This window comes from Pseudomonas sp. BAV 4579, from assembly GCF_009765395.1.
GTDB lineage: Bacteria > Pseudomonadota > Gammaproteobacteria > Pseudomonadales > Pseudomonadaceae > Chryseomonas > Chryseomonas aestiva.
The window spans coordinates 17,281-38,577 of the sequence record NZ_WHOV01000065.1 but is presented as its reverse complement, the minus strand read 5'-3'; the positions used below and the strand labels follow the sequence as shown (position 1 = coordinate 38,577).

20 protein-coding genes are annotated in these 21,297 nt (G+C 66.8%); 11 read left to right on the top strand and 9 right to left on the bottom strand.

The features are described from left to right. Nucleotides 1–412 precede the first annotated feature (412 nt). The 3 genes from GSQ95_RS26860 to GSQ95_RS14415 form a co-directional block, all read right to left on the bottom strand. Nucleotides 413–2,446: a methyl-accepting chemotaxis protein gene (locus GSQ95_RS26860; protein ID WP_158892724.1), complete on the bottom strand. Its 2,034-nt coding sequence runs from the start codon at nucleotides 2,444–2,446 to the stop codon at nucleotides 413–415. Nucleotides 2,447–2,683: 237 nt separating this feature from the next. Next, nucleotides 2,684–3,106 (bottom strand): GFA family protein, encoded by a 423-nt coding sequence (locus tag GSQ95_RS14420; RefSeq protein WP_158892726.1) that lies wholly within the window; start codon nucleotides 3,104–3,106, stop codon nucleotides 2,684–2,686. Between the two features lie 94 nt (nucleotides 3,107–3,200). Continuing rightward, nucleotides 3,201–3,482 (bottom strand): peptidylprolyl isomerase, encoded by a 282-nt coding sequence (locus GSQ95_RS14415; RefSeq protein WP_158892728.1) that lies wholly within the window; start codon nucleotides 3,480–3,482, stop codon nucleotides 3,201–3,203. A gap of 193 nt (nucleotides 3,483–3,675) precedes the next feature. Here GSQ95_RS14415 and GSQ95_RS14410 point away from each other — a divergent pair, with 193 nt between their 5' ends. After that, entirely contained in the window at nucleotides 3,676–4,524 is an 849-nt protein-coding gene (locus tag GSQ95_RS14410) for a CAP domain-containing protein (RefSeq protein WP_158892730.1), read from the top strand. Here GSQ95_RS14410 and GSQ95_RS14405 read toward each other — a convergent pair. Continuing rightward, the gene (locus GSQ95_RS14405; RefSeq protein ID WP_178118417.1) at nucleotides 4,521–4,901 is read right to left on the bottom strand and encodes a VOC family protein; all 381 of its coding nucleotides are present in this window, start codon (nucleotides 4,899–4,901) and stop codon (nucleotides 4,521–4,523) included. The two genes, GSQ95_RS14410 and GSQ95_RS14405, sit on opposite strands and share 4 nt — an antisense overlap. A gap of 61 nt (nucleotides 4,902–4,962) precedes the next feature. Further along, nucleotides 4,963–5,298: a DUF305 domain-containing protein gene (locus tag GSQ95_RS14400; protein ID WP_158892734.1), complete on the bottom strand. Its 336-nt coding sequence runs from the start codon at nucleotides 5,296–5,298 to the stop codon at nucleotides 4,963–4,965. A 416-nt stretch (nucleotides 5,299–5,714) separates the two neighbouring features. On the opposite strand from GSQ95_RS14400, the gene GSQ95_RS14395 reads away from it, so the two are divergent. Both GSQ95_RS14395 and GSQ95_RS14390 read left to right on the top strand, forming a co-directional pair. Beyond that, nucleotides 5,715–6,905, top strand: a complete 1,191-nt coding sequence (locus GSQ95_RS14395; protein ID WP_158892736.1) for a sugar transporter — start codon at nucleotides 5,715–5,717, stop codon at nucleotides 6,903–6,905. Nucleotides 6,906–7,062: 157 nt separating this feature from the next. Next, nucleotides 7,063–7,530 carry a DUF4442 domain-containing protein gene (locus GSQ95_RS14390; RefSeq protein WP_158892738.1) on the top strand — a complete coding sequence of 156 codons (468 nt, stop codon included), beginning with the start codon at nucleotides 7,063–7,065 and terminating at the stop codon, nucleotides 7,528–7,530. 353 nt (nucleotides 7,531–7,883) lie between these two features. Here the strand turns inward: GSQ95_RS14390 and GSQ95_RS14385 are convergent, their stop codons facing one another. Next, on the bottom strand, nucleotides 7,884–10,283 hold the full coding sequence (locus GSQ95_RS14385; protein WP_158892740.1) for a DEAD/DEAH box helicase: 2,400 nt from the start codon (nucleotides 10,281–10,283) through the stop codon (nucleotides 7,884–7,886). A gap of 180 nt (nucleotides 10,284–10,463) precedes the next feature. Here GSQ95_RS14385 and GSQ95_RS14380 point away from each other — a divergent pair, with 180 nt between their 5' ends. The 3 genes from GSQ95_RS14380 (at nucleotide 10,464) to GSQ95_RS14370 (ending at nucleotide 13,024) form a co-directional block, all read left to right on the top strand. Then, nucleotides 10,464–11,825 (top strand): sodium:proton antiporter, encoded by a 1,362-nt coding sequence (locus GSQ95_RS14380; protein WP_178118412.1) that lies wholly within the window; start codon nucleotides 10,464–10,466, stop codon nucleotides 11,823–11,825. A gap of 29 nt (nucleotides 11,826–11,854) precedes the next feature. Next, nucleotides 11,855–12,481 carry a hemolysin III family protein gene (locus GSQ95_RS14375; RefSeq protein ID WP_133863286.1) on the top strand — a complete coding sequence of 209 codons (627 nt, stop codon included), beginning with the start codon at nucleotides 11,855–11,857 and terminating at the stop codon, nucleotides 12,479–12,481. 144 nt (nucleotides 12,482–12,625) lie between these two features. Next, a complete protein-coding gene (locus GSQ95_RS14370) occupies nucleotides 12,626–13,024 on the top strand; it encodes a septal ring lytic transglycosylase RlpA family protein (RefSeq protein ID WP_158892742.1) in 399 nt (132 codons plus the stop codon). Nucleotides 13,025–13,030: 6 nt separating this feature from the next. On the opposite strand, the gene GSQ95_RS14365 is transcribed toward GSQ95_RS14370, so the two are convergent. Continuing rightward, on the bottom strand, nucleotides 13,031–14,047 hold the full coding sequence (locus GSQ95_RS14365) for a diguanylate cyclase (RefSeq protein ID WP_158892744.1): 1,017 nt from the start codon (nucleotides 14,045–14,047) through the stop codon (nucleotides 13,031–13,033). Nucleotides 14,048–14,292: 245 nt separating this feature from the next. On the opposite strand from GSQ95_RS14365, the gene GSQ95_RS14360 reads away from it, so the two are divergent. After that, entirely contained in the window at nucleotides 14,293–14,925 is a 633-nt protein-coding gene (locus tag GSQ95_RS14360) for a DJ-1/PfpI family protein (RefSeq protein ID WP_158892746.1), read from the top strand. Further along, nucleotides 14,919–15,542: a glutathione S-transferase family protein gene (locus GSQ95_RS14355; protein ID WP_158892748.1), complete on the top strand. Its 624-nt coding sequence runs from the start codon at nucleotides 14,919–14,921 to the stop codon at nucleotides 15,540–15,542. Before GSQ95_RS14360 ends, GSQ95_RS14355 begins: the two co-directional genes overlap by 7 nt. 15 nt (nucleotides 15,543–15,557) lie before the next feature. Here the strand turns inward: GSQ95_RS14355 and GSQ95_RS14350 are convergent, their stop codons facing one another. Together GSQ95_RS14350 and GSQ95_RS14345 are read right to left on the bottom strand one after the other, a co-directional pair. Then, nucleotides 15,558–16,418: an ion transporter gene (locus GSQ95_RS14350; RefSeq protein WP_158892750.1), complete on the bottom strand. Its 861-nt coding sequence runs from the start codon at nucleotides 16,416–16,418 to the stop codon at nucleotides 15,558–15,560. A gap of 71 nt (nucleotides 16,419–16,489) precedes the next feature. Beyond that, the gene (locus GSQ95_RS14345; RefSeq protein ID WP_158892752.1) at nucleotides 16,490–17,476 is read right to left on the bottom strand and encodes a LysR family transcriptional regulator; all 987 of its coding nucleotides are present in this window, start codon (nucleotides 17,474–17,476) and stop codon (nucleotides 16,490–16,492) included. A gap of 240 nt (nucleotides 17,477–17,716) precedes the next feature. Here GSQ95_RS14345 and GSQ95_RS14340 point away from each other — a divergent pair, with 240 nt between their 5' ends. The 3 genes from GSQ95_RS14340 to GSQ95_RS14330 are packed head-to-tail and all read left to right on the top strand — an operon-like array spanning nucleotide 17,717 to nucleotide 21,279. Continuing rightward, nucleotides 17,717–19,012, top strand: a complete 1,296-nt coding sequence (locus GSQ95_RS14340; protein ID WP_158892754.1) for an MFS transporter — start codon at nucleotides 17,717–17,719, stop codon at nucleotides 19,010–19,012. 16 nt (nucleotides 19,013–19,028) lie between these two features. Next, nucleotides 19,029–20,258 carry a Zn-dependent hydrolase gene (locus GSQ95_RS14335; RefSeq protein WP_158892756.1) on the top strand — a complete coding sequence of 410 codons (1,230 nt, stop codon included), beginning with the start codon at nucleotides 19,029–19,031 and terminating at the stop codon, nucleotides 20,256–20,258. Between the two features lies 1 nt (nucleotide 20,259). Beyond that, nucleotides 20,260–21,279 (top strand): histone deacetylase family protein, encoded by a 1,020-nt coding sequence (locus GSQ95_RS14330; RefSeq protein WP_158892758.1) that lies wholly within the window; start codon nucleotides 20,260–20,262, stop codon nucleotides 21,277–21,279. Nucleotides 21,280–21,297 lie beyond the last annotated feature (18 nt).

Below are 21,297 nucleotides of genomic sequence, written 5' to 3'. Positions count from 1 at the left end.
AGCGCGGCATTTCAGTCGTCTTCTTTTGTAGTGCCTCTTGAGCATCACTACGCAAGACGGCCCGAGGGTCACCCGGAGCCCAGGCGCGACCCGCATGGATAGGGGTTCGCGTCCGGTGCAGCTAGAGATTTGCAGGAGTTCGAGGCGTCGTCAATGGAGTTTTGTAGTGCTTTCGTATAGTAACTACAGAAGTCGTAGAGGCGGCCGGCAGCGGGTTTGGGGCGTCTATTGCTGACCCGTGGGTCGCTGGCAGGGGCAAAATGGGGTCGCAAGCCACGGCGCTGGCCGTGACCCTGCGGTCACTCGGAAGGTAATCCGCCGCCCGCCGGTATCTGCCCCTGGTGAGGGGCAGCTACGAGGGCGGCGGGTGCGACTTGCCGGTCAGTGCCGACGAACGGTAAGTCCCTGCGACCTAGGACGACGTGGCGGCGGTAAGGCCGGTGAGGGTATCGGCGATGTCTTTGGTGCGATGGGAGGTCTGGGCGGTGAGCCGACCGGATTCGCGCAGGACGGCGAGCAGCTCCTGCAGCGAGCCCACGTCCTCGGCCTGGCCGGCGATATGGGCGCCGACCTCGCTGATGGCGCGGGACAGCTGGTCGATGTCGGCGCCGATCTCGGCGGCGTTCTTGTGGGTGATGGCCGCCAGGTTGCGCACCTCGTCGGCTACCACCGCGAAGCCGCGACCGCTCTCGCCGGCGCGCGCCGCCTCGATGGCCGCGTTGAGCGCCAGCAGGTTGGTCTGGCCGGCGATCTGCTGGATCACCTGGACGATGGACTGGATGCGCAGACTCGACTGGCTCAGCTCGTTGGCGCTGCGCACCACGTCCTCGGCCTGTTCGGTGAGGTGCTGCACGGTGCTGTCGGCCTGGCGGGTGACCTCGCCCTGCTGCAGGATGTTGCCCGCCAGATCGTCCATGCTGCTGTGCAGTTCGCCGGAGTAGTGCCGCAACTGCTCGCCGATCTCCTGGCGACTCTGGTGGGCCTGGCGCAGGACCTGGCCGAGATCGGCGAGACCGCCGAACACCGCTTGGATGGAGTCGTCGAGGCCCTGGGCATCCACCACGCCGGTGAAGTTCTGCCGCTTGAATTCGTTGATCTGGTTGACCACCACCTGGCTCAGGCCGGCCAGCTTCTTGATCTGCCGACGCAGGAAGAAGGCCTTGAACTCGCCGTAGTGGGCGGCGAAGTTGTCGACGTAGTCGTCGCGGAAGGGCGCGCCTTCGGGGGTGCGGAAAAAGAACACCGCGGTGAGCGTCTGGTTGAGATTCAGGCCAAGGATTTCGCCAAAGGTGGAGAAGCCCACCACCGGCGTCTGGCCGAACACCTCGCCCATGCGCGGCAGCTCGGCGCCATTGTTGGCGCGGCGCAGGATGCAGTCGTTGAGCACGCCCACCAGCGGGGTGCCGCTCTTGCCCTGCAGGAAGCGCGCAAAGTCCTGGCGGGTGGTGTCCACCAGCGAGGTGCGCTTGACCATCACCAGCTCTTCGCCGGGCGCCACGTCGCAGAACAGGTGGATGCGCTCGCGCGCGTAGTCGATGCGGGCGATGGAGCGGACGAACAGCTCCTCGCCCACGCGGATGGCGAAGGAATAGTCCGCCAGGCGCTGCTCCAGCTGTTCGGCGCGGCAGCTCAGGGCCTCGCAGAGGGCCGCCACCATGCTCTTGATCTGGCCGCGGCTGTCGACCACCTGGCTGATGTAGCGCTCTTCCAGCGAGGCGGTGAGGACACTGAGGCTGAGCGGCGTGGCGCTGAAGTTCTGGCTCTTGAACACCCCGAAGCGGGTGTTCCTGGCCATCTTCAGAAAGACCAGCTGGGCATGGTTTTCATAGGCCTGGCGGCCATCGTGCAGCAGCGTCTGGCGGAAGTCGCCCTTGCCGCCGGCGGAGCCGCCGACGAACAGGCAGGGGAAGCGGCCGGACTCGTACAGTGCCTCCATGAAGAAGGATTCCGAGGCGGACAGGCCGTCGAACAGCACGAAGGCCAGGGTATCGCGGTGATCGATGGGCGTGCGCACCTGCAGGCGCTTGAGCGACTCGGTCAGGCGGGCGAGGCGTTCCTTCATGCTGCGCCGCGGGCCGCCGCGGCGGATGTCCTCGCTGTCCAGCGGGACGTGCACCACCTCGGCCGAGGCGATGACCGAGGCGTCGAAGAATTGCAGCACCAGCCGGTCCCAGGCGCCGTCGGCGGCGCAATACAGGCGCTGCTCGCTGCCGCAGAGTTCGCCGGAGGTGGTGCACAGGCTGATGGATGCGCCGGGAAAGCGCCCCGCCAGTTGCCGGGCGATGGCGTCCAGGTCCAGGTGCGGCGAGACGAAGCCGGCGATGTAAGTGGGGTTGAGGGCGACGCCGCCGAGGCGGTCGCCTAATTCGCGAGCGGAGCAGGTCAGGCTGAACACGCCGCTACCGCCCTGGCGGGCACGCGCGCCGAAGCGTTGCAGAAACCCCATGATTGTTCCTCTTGTCTGGCAGGCTGGGAAAGAGAGCTCAACCAGGCATCGGCGCGTTTGCCGGCGGCTTGATGGGGGTGTGCGCCCAGGCCGCAGGCACGCGGGCAGGGTGGCTCAGGGGCGGGGAAGGGAAGGAGGCTCTGGCACGAGCCTTGGCGCGCTAAGCGCCGTGCCCGGAGGCGCCCGGGGTCAGGCGACCAGCGGTCATGGCTGGCGCCCGGGGGCGAACCCGGGCAGCTAGTCCCGGCTATCGTGCTCGGCCAAGGCTTCGGCCCCGCTCAGCTGGCGGCGCGAGTGCGTGAAGCAGTACCAGGCCGGCTTTTCCTCGATGAAGATTTCGCTGTCCAGCAACCAGTCCGCGCCTTCGAGCAGGCCGACCGGGATGGCGTAGTGCGGCTCGGCCTTGAGGCGGTAGAACAGGTGGGTGCCGCAGTGGCGACAGAAGCCGCGCTCGGCCCAGGCGGACGAGGCATGGACGGTCAGGGCGTCGCCGCCACCGATCACCGGCGGCTGGGCGCATTCCACCGCCAGCAACGGGCCGCCGCCCCAGCGGCGACAGGTCCGGCAATGACAGGCCGAAACGGCGAGGGTATCGAGGCGACAATCCAGCTGAACAGCGCAGCACAGGCACTGGCCGTGACGTTCCAGGGGCAGGGACAAGGCGCTATCCTCGGGAGGCAGGAAGTCTGCAGGATAGTCGTTTGGAGGCAGGGTGGGGAGGGTGCTCCCGCCTTCAGCGGGAGCACCGGCGCGATCAATCCTCGCGGCTGGTGACTTCCACCAGGTGATAGCCGAACTGGGTCTTTACCGGACCCTGGACCTGGTGCAGCGGCGCGCTGAACACCACGGTGTTGAATTCCTTGACCATCTGGCCCGGGCGGAAGGTGCCCAGGTCGCCGCCCTGGCGGCTGGAGGGGCAGCTGGAATTGTCCTTGGCCACCTGGGCGAAGTCGGCGCCCCCTTCGATGGCGGCTTTGAGTTCGTTGCACTTGGCTTCGTCGGAAACCAGGATGTGGCGGGCAGAGGCTTTGGCCATGGGAGAGACTCCTGTTGAATGAGCCGGCGAGCCTACCCCAATCACCCCTGCAAGCAAACTGCCATCCGTTCCTCGGTTGGCTCGTCGCCTGGCTTGCGCCTCGGGTTCAGGCCGGGTACATAGCGTTTCCCTGTTTCCCTGTTTCCCTGTTTCCCTGTTTCCCTGTTTCCCTGTTTTCCGGATCCGCTCGCGCATGCCTCGTCTATCTGTCTTTTCCCTGTTGCTGACTACCGGCCTGCTGGCCCAGGCCGCCCTGGCCGCGACGCCTGAGGAGGCGCGGCTGGTCAGCCTGATCAACGCCTATCGCGCCGCGCCCCAGGGCTGCCCCGGCACCCGCGCCGCGGCGCCCCTCGCCGCTGACGGTCGCCTGGCGGCGGTGCGCCTGACCGGTCGTGATCGGCTGCAGAGCGATCTGCGCGCCGCGGGTTATCAGGCGTCGGCGGTGCAGGTGATCATGCTGGCAGGCGCGCCGACCGCCCAGGCGGCCATGGCCGGGCTGCGCCAGCAGTATTGCCGACCGCTGGCCAGCAGTGACTATGCGCAGATCGGGGTGAGTCAGCAGGGACCGCGCTGGCAACTGGTGCTGGCGCGGCCGGTGGTGAGCGCCGGCCTGGACGACTGGCAGACCGCCGGCAAGGCGGTGCTCGCCGAGGTCAATCGCGCCCGGGCCCAGGCGCGCACCTGCGGCACCCGCCGCTTCGCCGCCACCACGCCGTTGCGCTGGAATCCGGCGCTGGCCAATGCCGCCCTGGCCCACAGCCAAGACATGGCCGGTCGCGACTACTTCTCCCACACCGCCCCCGGCGGCGGCACCGTGGCCGAGCGGGTGGCCAGGCAGGGTTACGGCTGGACCCGCATCGGCGAGAACATCGCTGCCGGCGCCGGTTCGGTCACCCAGGCGATGCAGGGCTGGCTGGCGAGTCCGGGCCACTGCGCCAATCTGATGAATCCGGAATTCAGCGAAATGGGTGCGGCCTATGCCCTGAATCCGCGGAGCACCCACAGCCTCTACTGGACCCAGGTGTTCGGTCGGCCGCGCTAGGCCAGGTACTCGGCGATCTCGATCAGGTTGAGGTCGGGATCGCGCACATAGACCGAGCGAATCGGTCCGGTGGCGCCGGTGCGTGCCACCGGGCCTTCGATGATCGGCCAGCCCTCGCGCTGCAGATGGGCGATCACCTGGTCCAGCGGCTCACGGGCGATGAAGCAGAGGTCGAGGGCGCCCGGCACCGGCAGGTGGGCCTTGGGTTCGCATTCGTGCCCCCGCTCGTGCAGATTGATCTTCTGGTTGCCATAGCGCAGCGCCTTGCGCCCCGCGCCGAATGTCTCCAGGCGCATACCCAGCACCCGGGTGTAGAAATCCTCGCAGGCGGCGAGGTCCGTGGTGGTCAGGACCAGATGATCCAGATGGTCGATCAGCATGGCGGTCTCCGCGTCGGGACAGATAGCTCACTGTGCCAGTCCCGGACGCGGCGCACCATCACTTGGCGTGGGCCTTGATCCAGCGGTTGAGCTGGTCGATTTCCTTCTGCTGGGCCTGGATGATGTCTTCGGCCAGCTTGCGCATCTCCGGGTCCTTGCCGTGCTGGAGCTGGTAGCGAGCCATGTCGACGGCGCCCTCGTGGTGGGCCAGCATGCCCTTGGCGAAGGCCATGTCCGGGTCCTTGGCCTTGAGGCCTTCTTCCATGCCCTGGTGCATGGTCTCCATGCTCTTCTGCATGTCCTGGTGGGCCGGGTGCTGGGCCTCGGCGGCTTGGGCGACGCCGCCCGCCAGCAAGGTGAGGGCGAGCAGGGTGGAGGTAAGGGCAATACGCATGTTCAGAGCTCCTGACTGGGCTGATGACGCGAGGCTAGAGCTTGCCCCGGGGGCAAGGTCAATGACCCGCTGCCTTTCGCCAACCGCTTGAGCCGGACAAAAGGTTTCGCGATGTTTTGTCGCAGCGACGGGCAGCTGCCAGGCCGGTTACCAGGCGAAAAAGCGCCGCCGATCAGGCAGTTGGGTACTCTGGACCGCCAATTGCGGCAGCCGAGCGCAACTGCGGGTGGTTGTGAGGGTCCGAAGCGACAGCGTAGAATTTTTACCACATCCAATTCCAATCCCTACCTACAGCAGACTTCTCGCTCGCGAACAGGCGTCGCAGGCGGGCCAAGCCTTTGCTCGTGGGTTTTCGTCGTCGGCTTTCTGCCTGGAAGTCGCTGTCCACCCTTTCGCTCTGGAGTAGAAGACCCCCCATGGATGCTACCGCCGAAGCCCGGAAATCCAGCTGGTCCGGTGTCATCACCCTGGCCCTGGCCGCCTTCATCTTCAACACCACGGAATTCGTCCCGGTGGCGCTGCTCAGCGACATCGGCCGCAGTTTCGACCTGCGTCCCTCGCAGGTCGGGTTGATGCTGACTATCTATGCCTGGGTGGTCGCCCTGATGTCGCTGCCGATGATGCTCGCCACCCGCTCCATCGAGCGGCGCCGTCTGCTGATGTTCGTCTTCATCGTCTTCATCGCCTGCCACGGCCTCTCCGGGGTGGCCTGGAGCTTCGAGGTGCTGGTGGCCAGCCGCATCGGCATCGCCTTTGCCCATGCGGTGTTCTGGTCGATCACCGCCTCGCTGGCGGTGCGCATCGCCCCGGCCGGCAAGCAGACCCAGGCGCTCGGCCTGCTGGCCACCGGCACCTGCCTGGCCATGGTGCTGGGCATTCCGCTGGGTCGGGTACTGGGCGAGTTGCTGGGCTGGCGCTACACCTTCGTCGCCATCGCGGCGCTGGCGGTGGGCACGGTCCTGTGGCTGGCGCGCAACCTGCCGCTGCTGCCCAGCGAGAACTCCGGTTCCCTGGCCAGCCTGCCGGTGCTGTTCAAGCGCCCGGCGCTGCTGTGCATCTATTTGCTCACCACCCTGGTAGTAACCGCCCACTTCACCGGCTACAGCTACATCGAGCCCTTCGCCGTGGAAGTGGCCGGCATGGGCGGCATGCAGATCACCGCCTTGCTGCTGCTGTTCGGCGGTTCCGGGGTCATAGGTTCGCTGCTGTTCAGCCGCTACAGCCTGAGATTCCCCAATGGCTTCCTGGTCGCGGCCATCGCCGGCATCGCCCTGTCGCTGCTGTTGCTGCTGCCCTTCGCCTGGAAGAGCTACATGCTGGAAGGGCTGAGCGTGGTCTGGGGCATCGCCATCATGAGTTTCGGCCTGGCGCTGCAATCCAAGGTGCTGGCCCTGGCCAAGGACGCCACCGACGTCGCCATGGCGCTGTTCTCCGGCATCTACAACGTCGGCATCGGCGGTGGCGCCCTGCTCGGCAGCGTGGTGGGGACCCATGTCGGCATGCCCTACATCGGCCTGGTGGGTGGCAGCCTGGCGGTGGCCGGCCTGCTGTTCGCGATCTTCATGACGCGGCGCTACACCGAGCAGCTCAACGCCAATCCGCTGTAACGCCCGCGGGCGCCTCCTCGGCGAGGCGCCCCGGCCACGCGACCCAGGGGTCGCGAACTGTCTGCCGGGCCGCGCCCGCCAGTCGTGGAGCGGCCCGGGACGAAGCGCTAAGCTGCGGACACCTGGCGCTCCGGCCAGGCTGCCGGATGCGCTCGCCATGAATCGACTGCTGTTCAATCTCTTCGTCTGGACCAAGGTGCCCATCGCCAAGATCGCCGGCCTGCGCCTACGGCACCTGGACGATGCCGGCTGCCAGATACAGGTCACCCATGGCTGGCTGAACCAGAATCCCTTCAAGAGCATGTTCTGGGCGGTGGAGGGCATGGCGGCGGAATTTTCCACCGGCATCCTCGCCGACCGGCACATCCGCCGCTCCGGCACCCGCTATGCCATGCTGGTGGTGGCCATGAGCGCGACCTTCAGCAAGAAGGCCGTGGGTACCCTCGTCTTTCGCTGCGACCAGGGCGCGGCCATCGCCGCAGCGCTGGTCCAGGCGCGCGCGACGGGCGAGCCCCAGACCCTGAGCCTGCGCAGCGTCGGTACCGATGAAAGCGGCGAGCAGGTGGCGGAATTCTGCTTTACCTGGAGCTTCAAGGCACGGGTGCCGCTGGCGAAGTCCCTGTAGGAGCAACCGTCTGAGCCACCGAAGACGAACCGCCGCGCAAATCGCCCCTTCTCCCCTGGGGAGAGGGCTGGGGTGAGGGAGTCCCTCGCGGCGGACGCCCCGTGGAAAAGGCTGCGCCGTTTTCCACACTAGGGTCTGTAGGAGCAGCTGCCTTATTGCGGCCCTGGCGGTCCGCCGACGCGGCCGCCCCTACGTAGGCTGCAACTTGGTGAACTACCCTGCCGCATCGCCGTAGCGTGGAATACCGCGTAGCCTTTTCCGCTGGCCAGTTGCCTCGACCGATAGATGAGGCTGTGCCGCCATCCTGTGGCCACGTTGTTGGGCTTCGCTGCGCTCGGCGCCAACCTACGAAACTAACGGCCGAAGCGTCCGCCGCGACGTTCGCCCCGTCCCTGGCGGCGCTCGCCCTTGCCTTTGCCCTGATCCTTTTCCTGGCCGCGTGGCCGCCGCCGGCGCGACAACTCCCGGGTGATGGCGTCGTTGAGCAGGTCGCGATGGTCCTGGCCGCGTTCCAGGGCCGGAAACAGCTCGGGCAGGCTGCGCGACAGGTGCAGATAGATCTCCACCACGTGCAGGGCGCTTTCCAGCCCGGCGAGATCGGTACCCATGGGGATGCGCGGCAGGTCCACCGGCTCGCCGCGGGCGACGCTGCGCAGCCAGCGCTGGGCCTGGCTACTAGCCGGGCCTTCCAGGCCACCGCGGATCGGCGTGCAGGCGAAGATCCAGCGCAGCTGGAAATCGATGCCGGGCAGGTCGATCAGCTTGATCCACTCGGCCAGCTCGTCGGGCAGTACCGAGACGAAGGCGTCGCCATAGTTGATGTTGCGATTGAAGGTCAGCCAGGTGCGCAGCAGGCTGGGCTCTTCCATGAACTCGGACAGCGCGCGCAGGTGCTCCAGACTCGGCCGCACCTGGAACTGGTGCAGGTCCAGCGGATCGTCCGGACTGTGGAACAGCCGCTTGATGTTGCGCAGTACATGGGGCTCCAGCGCGGTGATCTCGCCTTCGGCATGGTGACCGAAGCGCCCGGCGCGACCGCCGATCTGCTTGACCTCCTGCACCCGCAGCGGACGATTCTCCACCCCGTCGAATTTCTCATCGGTGTAGAAGCACAGGGTGTGGGCCGGCAGGTTGAGGCCCATGCCCACCGCATCGGTGGCGACCATGATCTCGGTTTCGCCTTCGCGGAAGCGCCGTGCCTGCTCCCGGCGCACTTCCGGCGAGAGGGCGCCGTAGACCACCGAGACCCGGCGGCCGGCCATCTCCAGCAGGCCCTTGAGTTCCAGCACCACCCGCCGGCTGAAGGCCACCAGCAGCGAACCCGGTTCCAGGCGTTCCAGGGTGGTGGTGTGGCGCGCCACCGTGACCGGTGACAGGCGCTTGGTGGGCTTGATCTCCAGACGGTCCTCGCACAGGGCGCTGAGGGTGCGCAGCGAGGGTTCGATCAGCGCCGGCCCGGTCATCAGCAAGCGTTTGGTGTGGGCACTGACCAGGGCATCGACCCAGGCCCAGCCACGCTGCGGATCGGCCAGCATCTGCACCTCGTCGACCACCACCACCTCCCAATGCTGGCGGCGGAAGCGGGCGAATTCCTCGACGGTGCAGCAGAAGTGGGTGGCGCCCGGACGGATGATCTCCTCCTCGCCGGTGACCAGCGAGCAGGGTACGCCGAGGGATTCCAGGCGCTCCTGGTTTTCCAGGGCCATCAGCCGCAGCGGCGAGAGGTAGATGGCATGGGTCACCGCCGCCATGGCCTCGATGGATCTGTGGGTCTTGCCGCTGTTGGTGGGGCCGAGCAGGGCGGTCCAGGTGCGGGTCAGCCGCCGGGCCGGATAGTTCTGGTGGTACTGGCCGAAGCGCGGGTTGTTTTCCAGCAGCACGGCGAAGGCCATCTTCTCGCGCTGCTGGGCCACCGCATGGCGCAGGGCGCGGCGCAGCTTGTCGGCTTCCAGGCGCATCAGCTCCTGCAGACGCGGCGTGCCCAGCTGGTGCAGATCGAAGTCCAGGGCATCGGCTTCGCCCACCAGCACGGCGAAACGCTCGCGCAGGTCCGCCTCGGCTTCGGCCCTGAGCGCGGCGACATCGGCAGCGCCGAGCAGGCGGCCCTGGTTGGCCGCCAGCCGCCGGGGGATCTCCAGGCGTATGTCCTCGTGGGTCAGGACCACGTTGAATCTCAGTTCGTGGCGCGTCTCGTTGAGCACCTCCACCGCCCGTGGCAGGAAGTCGTCCAGACGTATCAGCACCTGGGGCACCCGCTCCAGCACCCGCTGGCGATCCTCGTCGGCCAGCTCGGCGAAGGGTTCCGCCAGGATTCTCAGACGTTGGCGCACGGCATCACCCAGGCATTCGCCGACCGCGGCGGCGAAGGCTTCGGCGCAAGCGCTGTCAGCCAGATTGAGCGCCCAGTGGGGTTCGAGCAATTCGCTTGCCGCGCCGCCGGTAAAGAGCTTTTCACTGCCGAAGACATCCACCGGATAGCCAAAGGTCTTGCCGGCACTGAGCAGCGCCTGGCCCAGCAGGCTGTCGGGATCGGGCGAGCTGCCTGCAGCCACTGCGGCGGCTTCGTCCAGGCCCAGCCAGAAGGCCTTGGCGATCCGCCCCAGGTGCGGCAGGGGATAACCCGAATAGGGCTTGAACCAGAGTTCCTGGTGCTGTTGCCTGGCGACGAAGTCGGGATGGGTGCGGCCGGCCCAGTCGAGGAAGCGCTGCAGGCGTTCGAGGCGGCGTTGCTTGCGGAGGCGGTGATCGCTCATGCGAGGAGAGACTTTCCTTTAGGACTATAGGGCATGGGACCCCGGCGATGGGCACGGGGTCACGACTGCGCGCGCCATTCGGCAGATAGGGGGCACCGTGGCTGCGTTTGCGCAGTCTCCATCACCAGGGTGGCGTTCGCTACCCGCTCTCCTTCTTCTGTTCTGGATCACGCTACCCACATGACATTTCTCGTCTGGGTCGGGGTATTGGGATCGCTGTTGATGATCCTGGCCCTGACATCCGCCTATCTGCGCTGGCTGCCGGTCACCACCTCGGTGGTCTGTCTGGCCTTCGGCATGCTGATCAGTCCCATCGGCCTGGGGCTCGCCGAAGTCAACTTCCAGGAGTCGGCGACCTGGATCGGTCACCTCACCGAGGTGGCCGTGCTCTTTTCGCTGTTCGTCAGCGGCCTCAAGCTGCGCCTGTCCTTTCATCGCTCCTCCTGGCACGGCGCCTACCTGCTGGCCGGGCCGGTGATGATCCTCAGCATCGCCGGGGTCTGCCTGGTGGCCCACTATCTGCTCGGCCTGCCCTGGGGCGTGGCCCTGCTGATCGGCGCCATCCTCGCGCCCACCGATCCGGTGCTGGCCGGACTGGTGCAGGTCAACCACGCCCAGGATTTTGACCGGGTGCGCTTCGGTCTCTCCGGCGAGGCGGGTCTCAACGACGGCACCGCCTTTCCCTTCGTGCTGCTCGGCCTGCTGCTCCTGCAGCACGGCGAACTGCAGTGGGGCTGGACCCTGGAGTGGTTCCTCAAGAACGTGGTCTGGGGCGTGCCGGCGGGTCTGCTGCTGGGCTATTTCATGGGCAAGGGGGTCGGACGGCTGATGATCTTCCTGCGCACCCGGCATGGCGACAGCACCATCTCGCCCAATGACTTTCTCGCCCTGGCGCTGATCGCCCTGTCCTATGTGCTGGCCGACGAGATCGGCGCCTTCGGCTTTCTCGCGGTGTTCGCCGCCGGCCTGGGCCTGCGCCAGGCCGAGGTGCAGACCTCCGGCCATGCGGAAACACCCTCCGAGCATCTGGCGCAGCCGGTGATCGGTCATCTCACCGGCGCGCCGGAGCGCGCCACCGTGGCCAGCGCGGAGGACATCGAAGAGCCGCGGATGGCGGCCGGGGTGATGATGGGCGACATGCTCGCCTTCGGCAGCCTGGTGGAGCGCTCCTTCGAGGTGCTGCTGGTGACCCTGCTCGGGGTGGTGCTGATCACCCACTGGGACAGCCGCGCGCTGCTGCTGGGCGCCTTGCTGTTCGTGGTGATCCGCCCGCTGGGCGTGGCCACCATGCTGCCCTTCACCCGCATCGATCGCCACCAGGGTGCGCTGATCGGCTGGTTCGGCATCCGTGGCATCGGTAGCCTGTATTATCTGTGCTACGCGCTCACGCATCACGTCACGGCCGACTGGGCCGGGACCATCGTCGACCTGACTCTGTCGGTGGTGGCCTTGAGCATCGCGGTCCACGGGATTTCCATCCAGCCGCTGCTCTACCGCTACGAGCGCCTCACTGCCCGTCGCGAGGGCTCGGCGAGACCCTGAGCCCGTTTGCGACCCATACCGGAGGACGCATGTATCACGGCGAACGTCTCAATGCCTGGACCCATCTGGTCGGCGCCCTGCTGGCCCTGGCCGGCGCCATCACCCTGGTGGTGCTGGCCAGCCTGCAGGGCGATCCCTGGCGCATCGTCAGCGTGGCCATCTACGGGGTCGCGCTGGTGATCCTCTACAGCGTCTCGACCCTCTACCACAGCGTGAAGGGGCGTGCGAAACGCCTGCTGCAGAAGCTCGATCACCTGTCGATCTATCTGCTGATCGCCGGCAGCTACACGCCGTTCTGCCTGGTGACCCTGCGCGGGCCCTGGGGCTGGACGCTGTTCGGCATCGTCTGGGGCCTGGCGCTGATCGGCATGGCGCAGGAGCTCAAGCCGCGCTCGGAGGCGCGCATCCTGTCGCTGGTGATCTACGCCGTCATGGGCTGGATCGTGCTGGTGGCGGTGGGGCCGCTGCTGGACCGCCTGGGCGGTGAAGGCTTCGCCTGGCTGGCGGCCGGCGGCGTGCTCTATACCGTGGGCATCCTGTTCTTCGTCTTCGATGATCGCTTCCGCCACTGGCATGGCATCTGGCATGGCTTCGTCATGGCCGGCAGCGCCTTGCACTTCGTCGCCATCCTCAGGTACGTGCTGCCGGCGCCCTAGTCGGGTCTTGCGGGGTCCGTCACAGATATGGCGGCCTATGGCCATACCTCGCGAACCCTTGGGTGGTGGATCGGTTCTGAGCTAGCTGAATCCATTCCCCAGTGCGTTGCTTTCCCAAAACGAAGAAGAAGAGGAAGGTGAAACGTGTTCAGCCGTCCCAGATTTCTTGTATTGCTCCTGTTGCTCGCCTGTAGCGCCTGCCAGGAAAAGGATGCCAAGACCGTCGCCGCGCCAATCAAGAAGGAAGCCAGCTTCGAGCAGCGCGGCAAGGCCTCCTTCTATGCACGCAAATTCCATGGCAAGGAAACCGCCAGTGGCGAGACCTTCAACAACAACGAGTTGGTCGCCGCTCACAAGACCCTGCCGCTTGGCACCCGGGTCAAGGTGACCAACCTGGAAAACGATCGCGCCGTGGTGGTGCGCATCAACGACCGCGGCCCCTATATCCGCGGCCGCATCATCGATCTGTCGCGCGCCGCTGCCCGGCGGGTGGACATGGTCGACGACGGCACCACCGCGGTGAAGGTGGAAAAGCTGGAGTAGCGACCCTCAACGGATCCAGACGGTCTGGTCCTTGCCCTGGCGCTTGGCCCGATAGAGCCCTTCGTCCGCCTGGCGCAGCAATTCGTTCAGCGACAGCTCCGGCGTGAGCCGTAGCGCCCCGGCACTGAAGCGGATACCCAGGGGCTCGGCTTCAGCCAGGCGCCTGCGCAGGGTTTCCAGCAGCTGACTGACCCGCGCCTCGTCGAGGTCGCGGATCAGCAGCCCGAATTCCTCGCCGCCCAGCCGGCCGCCCTGCAACCGCGGATCGAGCTGATCCAGTTGCCGCGCCGTGGCGAACAGCACCTGGTCACCGACCTGATGGCCGTGGCGGTCGTTGATCTCCTTGAAGTTGTCGATATCGAGCATGACGAAATGCCTGGGCGCCTGCCCGCTCTCGCCGCGGGCCGCATCGACCCGTTCGAGGAGCTTGCGGCGGTTGGCGATTCCGGTGAGTTCATCGGTCTCGGCGAGAATCCGATAGCGCTCCTTGAGAATGAAGGTCCGCCGCATCCACTGGCTGTTGGCGTGGTTGTAGGCGATGCCGATGGCCAGGGTGGCGCCGACCAGCAACCCGACCAGCTGCACCGGCATGGCGGTGGGTATCAGCTGGGCCTGACCGGCGAAGAGGATGAAGGCAGCGCCGGCGAGGGTGGTCAGGTAGTGGGAGAGGCGATAGGTCAGGCCGCAGGTGCCCAGCACGACGACGATGGCGATGGGAAGATTCCAGTAGTGACCCAGGGCGCCGCCATCCTGAATCTGGATGCGAAAGGCGAGGATGAGCGCCCAGATGTTGCCAGTGAAGGTCAGACTCATCATGCGCGCGCTGCGCGCCACGCTGAGCAAGGCGCTGATCCCCAGCAACAGCAGCATCAGCGCGAAATAGCGCGCCTTGTAGGGACTGCCGATCAGCGGATTGCTCCACAGACTCAGCGGCCACATCGCCAGCATCAGGGGCTGCAACACCAGCAGGGGCGTGCGCAGCACCCGGCGGACATGCTGTTCATAACGAATATCGTCGTCCATCGACATCTCGGAAAGGGGTAGGGCCGCTGGACGATGGCAAATCGGCCGATGGCTCGGCCAGGGTGCGTCACTGTAATGGCTAAGTGCTAGTGCTTCCAAGTAGGGCAGGGGTGCTATTGCCCGCCTTAGAGCGGTTTGTCGCTGGCCGGCCTGACTGTATGGCCCGCCTGGCGCGGCACTGTATCTGGCCGACGCCCGCCCGTGCGGCCGAGACTCTCGCTTCACCCCGCGCCCCTGGTAGCCCCATGCACCTCGCCATCCTCACCTTCGACGGCTTCAACGAACTGGATTCCCTGATCGCCCTGGGCCTCCTCAATCGCATCAAGCGTCCGGACTGGCGGGTCTCGCTGATGGCGCCGACCCCCTGCGTGACCTCCATGAACGGTGTTCGCCTGGAGCGTCAGGCTGGCTTCGACGAACTGGCAGACTGCACCGCCGTGCTGGTGGGCAGTGGCAGCCGTACCCGGGAACTGGCGCGAGACGCCGCCCTGCTGGAACAGTTGGCGGTGCTCGACCCCGGACGCCAGCTGATCGGCGCCCAGTGCTCCGGCACCCTGTTGCTGGCGCGCCTCGGCCTGCTCGACGGCGTACCCGGCTGCACCGATCTCACCACCAAGCCCTGGGTGCAGGAAGCCGGCATCGAGGTGCTGGCGCAGCCCTTCTTCGCCCGCGGCAACCTGGCCACCGCCGGCGGCTGCCTGGCCTCCAGCTACCTGGCGGCCTGGGCCATCGCCCGGCTGCTGGGCCGCGAGGCCGCGGCCGAGGTGCTGCATTACGTGGCACCGGTGGGCGAGAAGGAGGACTATGTGCAGCGCGCGCTCGGCAATATCGAGTCCTATCTCAACCACCTGCCTCTGGAGGTCGCCTCGGCATGCTGAAGATCCTTGGTCGCGTCTCTTCGATCAACGTCCGCAAGGCGCTCTGGTGCCTCGACGAACTGGGCCTGGGCTATGAGCGCGAGGACTGGGGCGCCGGCTTCCGTTCGGCGCAATCCGCCGAGTACCTGCAGTGGAATCCCAATGGCCAGATCCCGGTCCTGCTGGACGGCGACTTCGTGCTCTGGGAATCCAACAGCATCCTGCGCTACCTGGCCAATGCCCATGGCGGCGAGGCGCTGTATCCCACCGCGCCGCGCGCCCGGGCACGGGTCGATCAGTGGCTGGACTGGCAGGCCTGCGAACTCAATCCGGCCTGGAGCTACGCCTATCTGGCCCTGGTGAAGCAACAGCCACCGCAGCCCGATCCGCAGCGCCTGGCGCAAGGCGTCGCCGCCTGGAACGCGCGCATCGCCATTCTGGAGGCGCACCTGGCGCAACATGGTCCCTATGTGGCCGGCGAGCACTTCAGCCTGGCCGACATTGCCCTGGGCCTGTCGCTGCACCGCTGGCGGTGCACTCCGCTCGAGCGGATCGCGGCGCCGGCGATCGCGGCCTATCTCGAACGCCTGGCCACGCGCCCGGCCTGGGCCTGCTATGCCAGCGACGCCACGCCCTGAGACGTAGCGTCCGGTCTAGTGGGCCGACTCCTCCGGCTGGCTCTTCTCAGTAGGAGGGAACAGCGGATTGCCGCAGCGATTGCAAAAGGAGGAGTCAGGCTCGTGGGTAGGCTTCTGGCAGCGTGGACAGTCGCGCTGTAGCGTGGCGCTGCGCATGGCGTTGGCCAGCTCCGCGGTAAAGATGCCGGTGGGCACGGCGATGATCGAATAACCGGTGATCATGATCATGCCTGCCAGGGTCTGGCCCAGCGCCGTCTTGGGCACCATGTCGCCGAAGCCCACGGTGGTCAGGGTCACCACCGCCCAGTAGATGCTGCGCGGGATGCTGGTAAAGCCGTTGGCCGGTCCTTCGATGACGTACATGAAGGTGCCGAACATGGTCACCAGGGTGCAGATGGCCAGCAGGAAGACGGTGATCTTCTGCCGGCTGCTGCTCAGCGCCACCATCAGGAAATCCGCCTGGCTCAGGTAGGGCGTCAGCTTGAGCACGCGGAACACCCGCATCATCCGCAACACCCGGATGACCAGCAGATACTGGGCATCGGGAACCAGCAGGGCGATAAAGGCCGGCAGCACGGCGAGGAGATCGATCAGGCCGTAGAAGCTGAAGACGTACTCTCGCGCCCGGGGTGCGCAAAATACCCGCAGCAGGTATTCGAGGGCGAAGAGAGCGGTAAAGATCCACTCCAGTCCATAGAGCCAACTGCCGTAGCGCAGATGGATGGCCTGGATGCTGTCCAGCATCACCACGCCCAGGCTGGCCATGATGACCGCCAGCAGCAGGGTGTCGAAGAGTCTTCCGGCCGGGGTGTAGGTGTGGAAGATGATGACGTACAGGCGCTCTCGCCAGGTGCCAGGGCGAGGGTAGGGATCCATGGGGGCTCCTTAGCGGGGGTATCCGGCGGACCAGCATAGCAAGACGCTTCCCGCTGCCAGAGTGAAAGCGCCTAGAGCCGCGCGGCCACCTCGGTGGTCGCCAGCAGATGCTGGAAGCCTTCCAGCAGCGCCGTTTCCGCCTGGGTCATGCGCTGCTCGCGGTGCCAGAGCAGGTGCACCTCGACATCGGCCACGCCTTCGCCGGGCGGCAGTCGCCAGAGTTCGCCGGCGGCCACGTCCTCGGCCACTACATGCTGGGGCAGACAGCCGATGCCGTAACCGGCGCCGACCAGGCGGCGGATTTCTTCGAGGCTGGGTGAGGAAGCGACGATCCGTCCGGTGAAGCCCTGCTGATCGCGGAAGATGGTGAGCGGCGAGAGGCTGCCGCCAATCTGGTCGCTGGTGAAGCTGACGAAGTTCTCGCCCTGCAGATCGGCCAGCGACAGGTCACTGCGCCCGAACAGGGGATGGCGACGTCCGCAGAAAAAGGCATAGCGCTGCTGCAAAAGCACCCGTTGCTCCAGTTTTGGCTGAGGAATACGGCAGAGGGCGAGGCCCAGGGTCGCGGTCTTCTGCAGCAGGGAGCTGATGATGTCCGAGCTGCGCATCACGTCGATCTCCAGTTCCACCCGCGGAAAGCGGCGGTGGAAGTCGGCGAGGAAGTCGTCGTAGCAGCGCGACTGGATGCGGCTGATGGTGAGCATCCGCACCTTGCCCACCACGGTTTCCGTTGAGCGCTCCAGCGCAGCGCCGAGGCGGGAGACGTTGCCATAGAGGTCGCTGGCGATGCGGGCCACCTCTTCGCCGGCCTCGGTGAGGGCGAAGCGCGGCCCCCGGCGAATGATCAGCGCGCAATCGAGTTGTTCCTCCAGCCGCTTGAGGGCCTGGCTCACTGCCGGCTGAGTCAGGTGCAGCCGCGCCGCCGCACGACTCACGCTGCCTTCCTGGACGATCGCCAGATAGGTGCGCAGGAGATTCCAGTCCAGCCGATCGTTGAGAAACCGCCGACCGTCTGGCAAGGGCGCAGGGGAGAGCGGTCTATCCTGATTATTAGCCATGCTTATAGATAAGTATAAGAATTAGAAAATTGACTAATCTTAGCCCGCCAAGGGATAACGACGTCAAGGCGCCCTAGAACGCTCCTGCATTCTTCTCTCTCTCCTGCCCAACAAGAACGATACCCCCAGGAGTGCTGCGTCCATGTCTCCCTGATCGCCCCTGCCCATGGCTCTCCGTGCGTCCGGCCTTTCAAACCGCCGCGTCGCCCCTCTTTCCGGCAGTCGATAGGAGCACCCTGCATGCCGTCCACCTCACCGCGTCGCCAACCCAGGCGCGCCGCCGCCGCTGCCTTCGTGGGCACCACCATCGAGTGGTACGACTACTACATCTTCGCCACCGCCGCCGCGCTGGTCTTCGGCCAGCTGTTCTTTCCCTCCGAAGACCGCTTGCTGAGCACCCTGGCCGCCTTCGGCACCTTCGCCGTGGGGTTCTTCGCCCGGCCATTGGGTGGCCTGGTCTTCGGCCATATCGGCGACCGCATCGGCCGCAAGAAATCCCTGATCGTCACCCTGCTGATGATGGGGGTGGTCACCGTGCTCATCGGCGTGCTACCCACCTACAGCCAGGCCGGCGTCTGGGCGCCGATCCTGCTGATCCTGCTGCGGGTGGTGCAGGGCATCGCCGTGGGTGGCGAATGGGGCGGTGCCGTGCTGATGGCCGGCGAGCATGCACCGGCCGGTCGACGGACCTTTTTCGCCTCCTTCGCCCAGTGGGGCAGCCCGGCCGGCCTGATCCTGTCGATCATCGCCTTTCGTAGCGTCACCAGCCTGCCGGAAGAGGATCTGCTCGACTGGGGCTGGCGCCTGCCGTTCCTGGCCAGCGCGCTGCTGCTGGTGGTCGGCCTGGCCATCCGCCTGGGTGTGGACGAGTCCCCCGAATTCGCCGAGATGAAGGAGCGCCAGGAAACGGCCAAGGCGCCGGCGGCCGAAGTGCTGCGTACCGCCTGGCGTCCGCTGCTGCTGTGCATCGGCGCCAATACCCTGGGCATCGCCGGGGTCTATTTCACCAACACCTTCATGCTCAGCTACACCACCCAGGTGTTGGAGTTGTCGCGCTCGCTGATCCTTGATTGCCTGCTGTTCGTCGCCCTCATCCAGTTCCTGGTCCAGCCGCTGGCCGCGCTGCTAGCCGAGCGTATGGGCAGCGCCCGTTTCCTGCTGTTGATCGCGGCCCTGGCCATGGCCTCGCCCTATCCGATGTTCGTGCTGGTCAAGACCGGCTCGGCGCCGCTGATCGTACTGGGAATCGCCTTGGCGGCCGCCTGCATGGCGTCCTTCTATGCGGTGATCGCCGGCTTCGTCAGTGGCGTCTTCGCTACCCGGGTGCGCTACACCGCCATCTCCATGGCCTACCAGGTCTGTGGCGCCATTGCCGGTGGCCTGACCCCCATGGTCGGCACCCTGCTGGCCCATCGCTTCACGGGTGAGTGGTGGCCGCTGGCGGTCTTCTACTCCCTGCTGGCCGGCCTGTCACTGCTGTGCGTGGCGGCTCTGGCGCGCCGTCGGGAGGCCACTGCCCATGTCTCTCCCGCCTGATTACAAGGAATCCAGCATGTATCGAATTGATGGCGAGCGCCTCTGGCAGAGTCTGGCCGCCATGGCCGAGGTCGGTCCGGGCGAGGCCGGGGGCAGCAGTCGCCTGGCCCTGAGCGAAGAAGATCGCCAGGGGCGGGCGCTGTTCAGCCAGTGGTGCGTGGCCGCCGGCCTCAGCCTGACGGTGGACCCCATCGGCAACCTGTTCGCCCGTCGTCCGGGGCGTGATGACCAGGCCACGCCGGTAGTCATGGGCAGCCATCTGGACACCCAACCCAAGGGCGGGCGCTTCGATGGCGTCTATGGCGTGCTCGCCGGGCTGGAGGTGATGCGCAGTCTGAACGACGCGGACATCCAGACCGAGCGACCCCTGGAAGTCGCCGTCTGGACCAACGAGGAGGGTGCGCGCTTCACGCCGGCCATGCTGGGTTCCGCGGTCTTCACCGGGCAGCTGCCCCTGGCCGAGGCCCTGGCGACCTGCGACCGTGACGGCATCTCCGTGGCCACGAGTCTGGAACGCATCGGCTATGCCGGCGACCAGCCGTTGGGGCGGGCCTTCGATAGCTATTTCGAGGCCCATATCGAGCAGGGACCGGTGCTCGAAGACGAAGGCCTGGCCGTGGGCGTGGTCACCGGGGGCCAGGCGATCTGCTGGCTCGACGTGTGCGTCCGCGGCACCGCGGCCCACGCCGGCACCACCCCCATGGCCAGGCGCCGGGATGCTCTGTTCGGCGTCGGCCGGATGCTTTCGGCGCTGGAGGATCTGGCTTCTCGCTTCGGCGACGGACTGGTCACCGTGGGGCAACTGGACGTGGCGCGCTCCTCGCGCAACACCATCGCCGGCGAGGTGCACTTCACCCTGGACCTGCGTCACCCCCAGGACCAGACCCTGGCAGCGCTGGAAACCGCCGCACGCGAATGCCTGGCCGCCGTGGCCGACGAGCGCGGCTTGTCGCTGGACGTCCAGCGGCACTGGCTGAGCCCTGCTACCCCCTTCGCCACCGACTGCGTCGCCGCCGTGCGCGAGGCGGTCCAGGCGCTGGGCTATCCCCACCGCGACATCATCAGCGGCGCCGGTCACGACGCCATCCACCTGGCCAGGCACTGCCCCACGGCGATGATCTTCATCCCCTGTGCCGGCGGCCTGAGCCACAACGAGGCCGAATCGGCCAGTTTCGATGACGTCCGTCGCGGCGCCGACGTCCTGTTCAATGCCGTGCTGGCCCGCGCGGGCCAGCAGGAGAGATGACATGAAGACCTTTTTCCATCCCGATCAGCGCCTGCATCATCCGCGCAGCTACCTGTCCCGTGGCCAGATGCGCACCCCCCAGGAAGTGCCGGCCCGCCTCGACGCCCTGCTGGCCGCGGTGGAGCGGCTGGACTATCCCCTCGAACAGCCGGCGGATCACGGCCGCGCGCCACTGCATGCCGTGCACGGTGAGGCCTATGTGACCTACCTGGAGAATGCCTATCGCGACTGGCACCAGGTGCCCGAGGACTGGGGTGACGAGGTGATGTCGAACATCTATGTCCGCGAGAACAACCCGCTGCGTGGCATCCTCGGCCAGACCGCCCGCTACCTGGCGGACGGCAGTTGCCCGATCGGCGTCCAGACCTGGGCCGCCGTCTATGGCTCCGCCCAGAGCGCCATCGCTGCGGCGCGCTGCGTGCGGGACGGCGCGCCAGCCGCCTATGCCCTCTGTCGCCCACCGGGGCACCATGCTCGCGCCGAGGCGGCCGGTGGCTTCTGCTACCTGAATGGCGCCGCCATCGCGGCCCAGGAGTTGCACGCGCGCTTCGCTCGGGTCGCCATCCTCGATACCGACATGCACCACGGCCAGGGAATCCAGGAAATCTTCTATGACCGGGACGACGTCTGCTACCTGTCGATCCATGGCGATCCGACCAATTTCTATCCGGTGGTGGCCGGTTTCGCCGATGAACGCGGCAGCGGGCGGGGCGAGGGCTGCAACCTGAATCTGCCGATGCCCCACGGCGCCTCCGAGGCGGATTTCTTCGCCCGGCTGGATGAGGCCGAGGCGGCGCTGCGGCTGTGGGCGCCGGACGTGCTGGTGCTGTCACTCGGCTTCGACATCTACGAAAACGATCCGCAGTCCAAGGTGGCGGTGAGTCAGGCGGGATTCGGCGTGCTGGGCGAAAGGATCAAGGCCCTGGGACTGCCCACGGTGATCGTGCAGGAAGGGGGGTACGACCTGGACACCCTGAGCGACAACGCCGAGCGCTTCTTCCGCGGCTTCGACGGTCGCTGAAGCCTGGGCCCCGGCAGC

What these genes read in the sequence shown, in the direction of transcription:
- GSQ95_RS26860 (WP_158892724.1), bottom strand. Translation starts at nt 2,446, where the DNA reads ATGGGGTTTCTGCAACGCTTCGGCGCGCGTGCCCGCCAGGGCGGTAGC.
- GSQ95_RS14415 (WP_158892728.1), bottom strand. Translation starts at nt 3,482, where the DNA reads ATGGCCAAAGCCTCTGCCCGCCACATCCTGGTTTCCGACGAAGCCAAG.
- GSQ95_RS14410 (WP_158892730.1), top strand. Translation starts at nt 3,676, where the DNA reads ATGCCTCGTCTATCTGTCTTTTCCCTGTTGCTGACTACCGGCCTGCTG.
- GSQ95_RS14400 (WP_158892734.1), bottom strand. Translation starts at nt 5,298, where the DNA reads ATGCGTATTGCCCTTACCTCCACCCTGCTCGCCCTCACCTTGCTGGCG.
- GSQ95_RS14395 (WP_158892736.1), top strand. Translation starts at nt 5,715, where the DNA reads ATGGATGCTACCGCCGAAGCCCGGAAATCCAGCTGGTCCGGTGTCATC.
- GSQ95_RS14390 (WP_158892738.1), top strand. Translation starts at nt 7,063, where the DNA reads ATGAATCGACTGCTGTTCAATCTCTTCGTCTGGACCAAGGTGCCCATC.
- GSQ95_RS14385 (WP_158892740.1), bottom strand. Translation starts at nt 10,283, where the DNA reads ATGAGCGATCACCGCCTCCGCAAGCAACGCCGCCTCGAACGCCTGCAG.
- GSQ95_RS14380 (WP_178118412.1), top strand. Translation starts at nt 10,464, where the DNA reads ATGACATTTCTCGTCTGGGTCGGGGTATTGGGATCGCTGTTGATGATC.
- GSQ95_RS14375 (WP_133863286.1), top strand. Translation starts at nt 11,855, where the DNA reads ATGTATCACGGCGAACGTCTCAATGCCTGGACCCATCTGGTCGGCGCC.
- GSQ95_RS14365 (WP_158892744.1), bottom strand. Translation starts at nt 14,047, where the DNA reads ATGGACGACGATATTCGTTATGAACAGCATGTCCGCCGGGTGCTGCGC.
- GSQ95_RS14360 (WP_158892746.1), top strand. Translation starts at nt 14,293, where the DNA reads ATGCACCTCGCCATCCTCACCTTCGACGGCTTCAACGAACTGGATTCC.
- GSQ95_RS14355 (WP_158892748.1), top strand. Translation starts at nt 14,919, where the DNA reads ATGCTGAAGATCCTTGGTCGCGTCTCTTCGATCAACGTCCGCAAGGCG.
- GSQ95_RS14350 (WP_158892750.1), bottom strand. Translation starts at nt 16,418, where the DNA reads ATGGATCCCTACCCTCGCCCTGGCACCTGGCGAGAGCGCCTGTACGTC.
- GSQ95_RS14345 (WP_158892752.1), bottom strand. Translation starts at nt 17,476, where the DNA reads ATGGCTAATAATCAGGATAGACCGCTCTCCCCTGCGCCCTTGCCAGAC.
- GSQ95_RS14340 (WP_158892754.1), top strand. Translation starts at nt 17,717, where the DNA reads ATGCCGTCCACCTCACCGCGTCGCCAACCCAGGCGCGCCGCCGCCGCT.
- GSQ95_RS14335 (WP_158892756.1), top strand. Translation starts at nt 19,029, where the DNA reads ATGTATCGAATTGATGGCGAGCGCCTCTGGCAGAGTCTGGCCGCCATG.
- GSQ95_RS14330 (WP_158892758.1), top strand. Translation starts at nt 20,260, where the DNA reads ATGAAGACCTTTTTCCATCCCGATCAGCGCCTGCATCATCCGCGCAGC.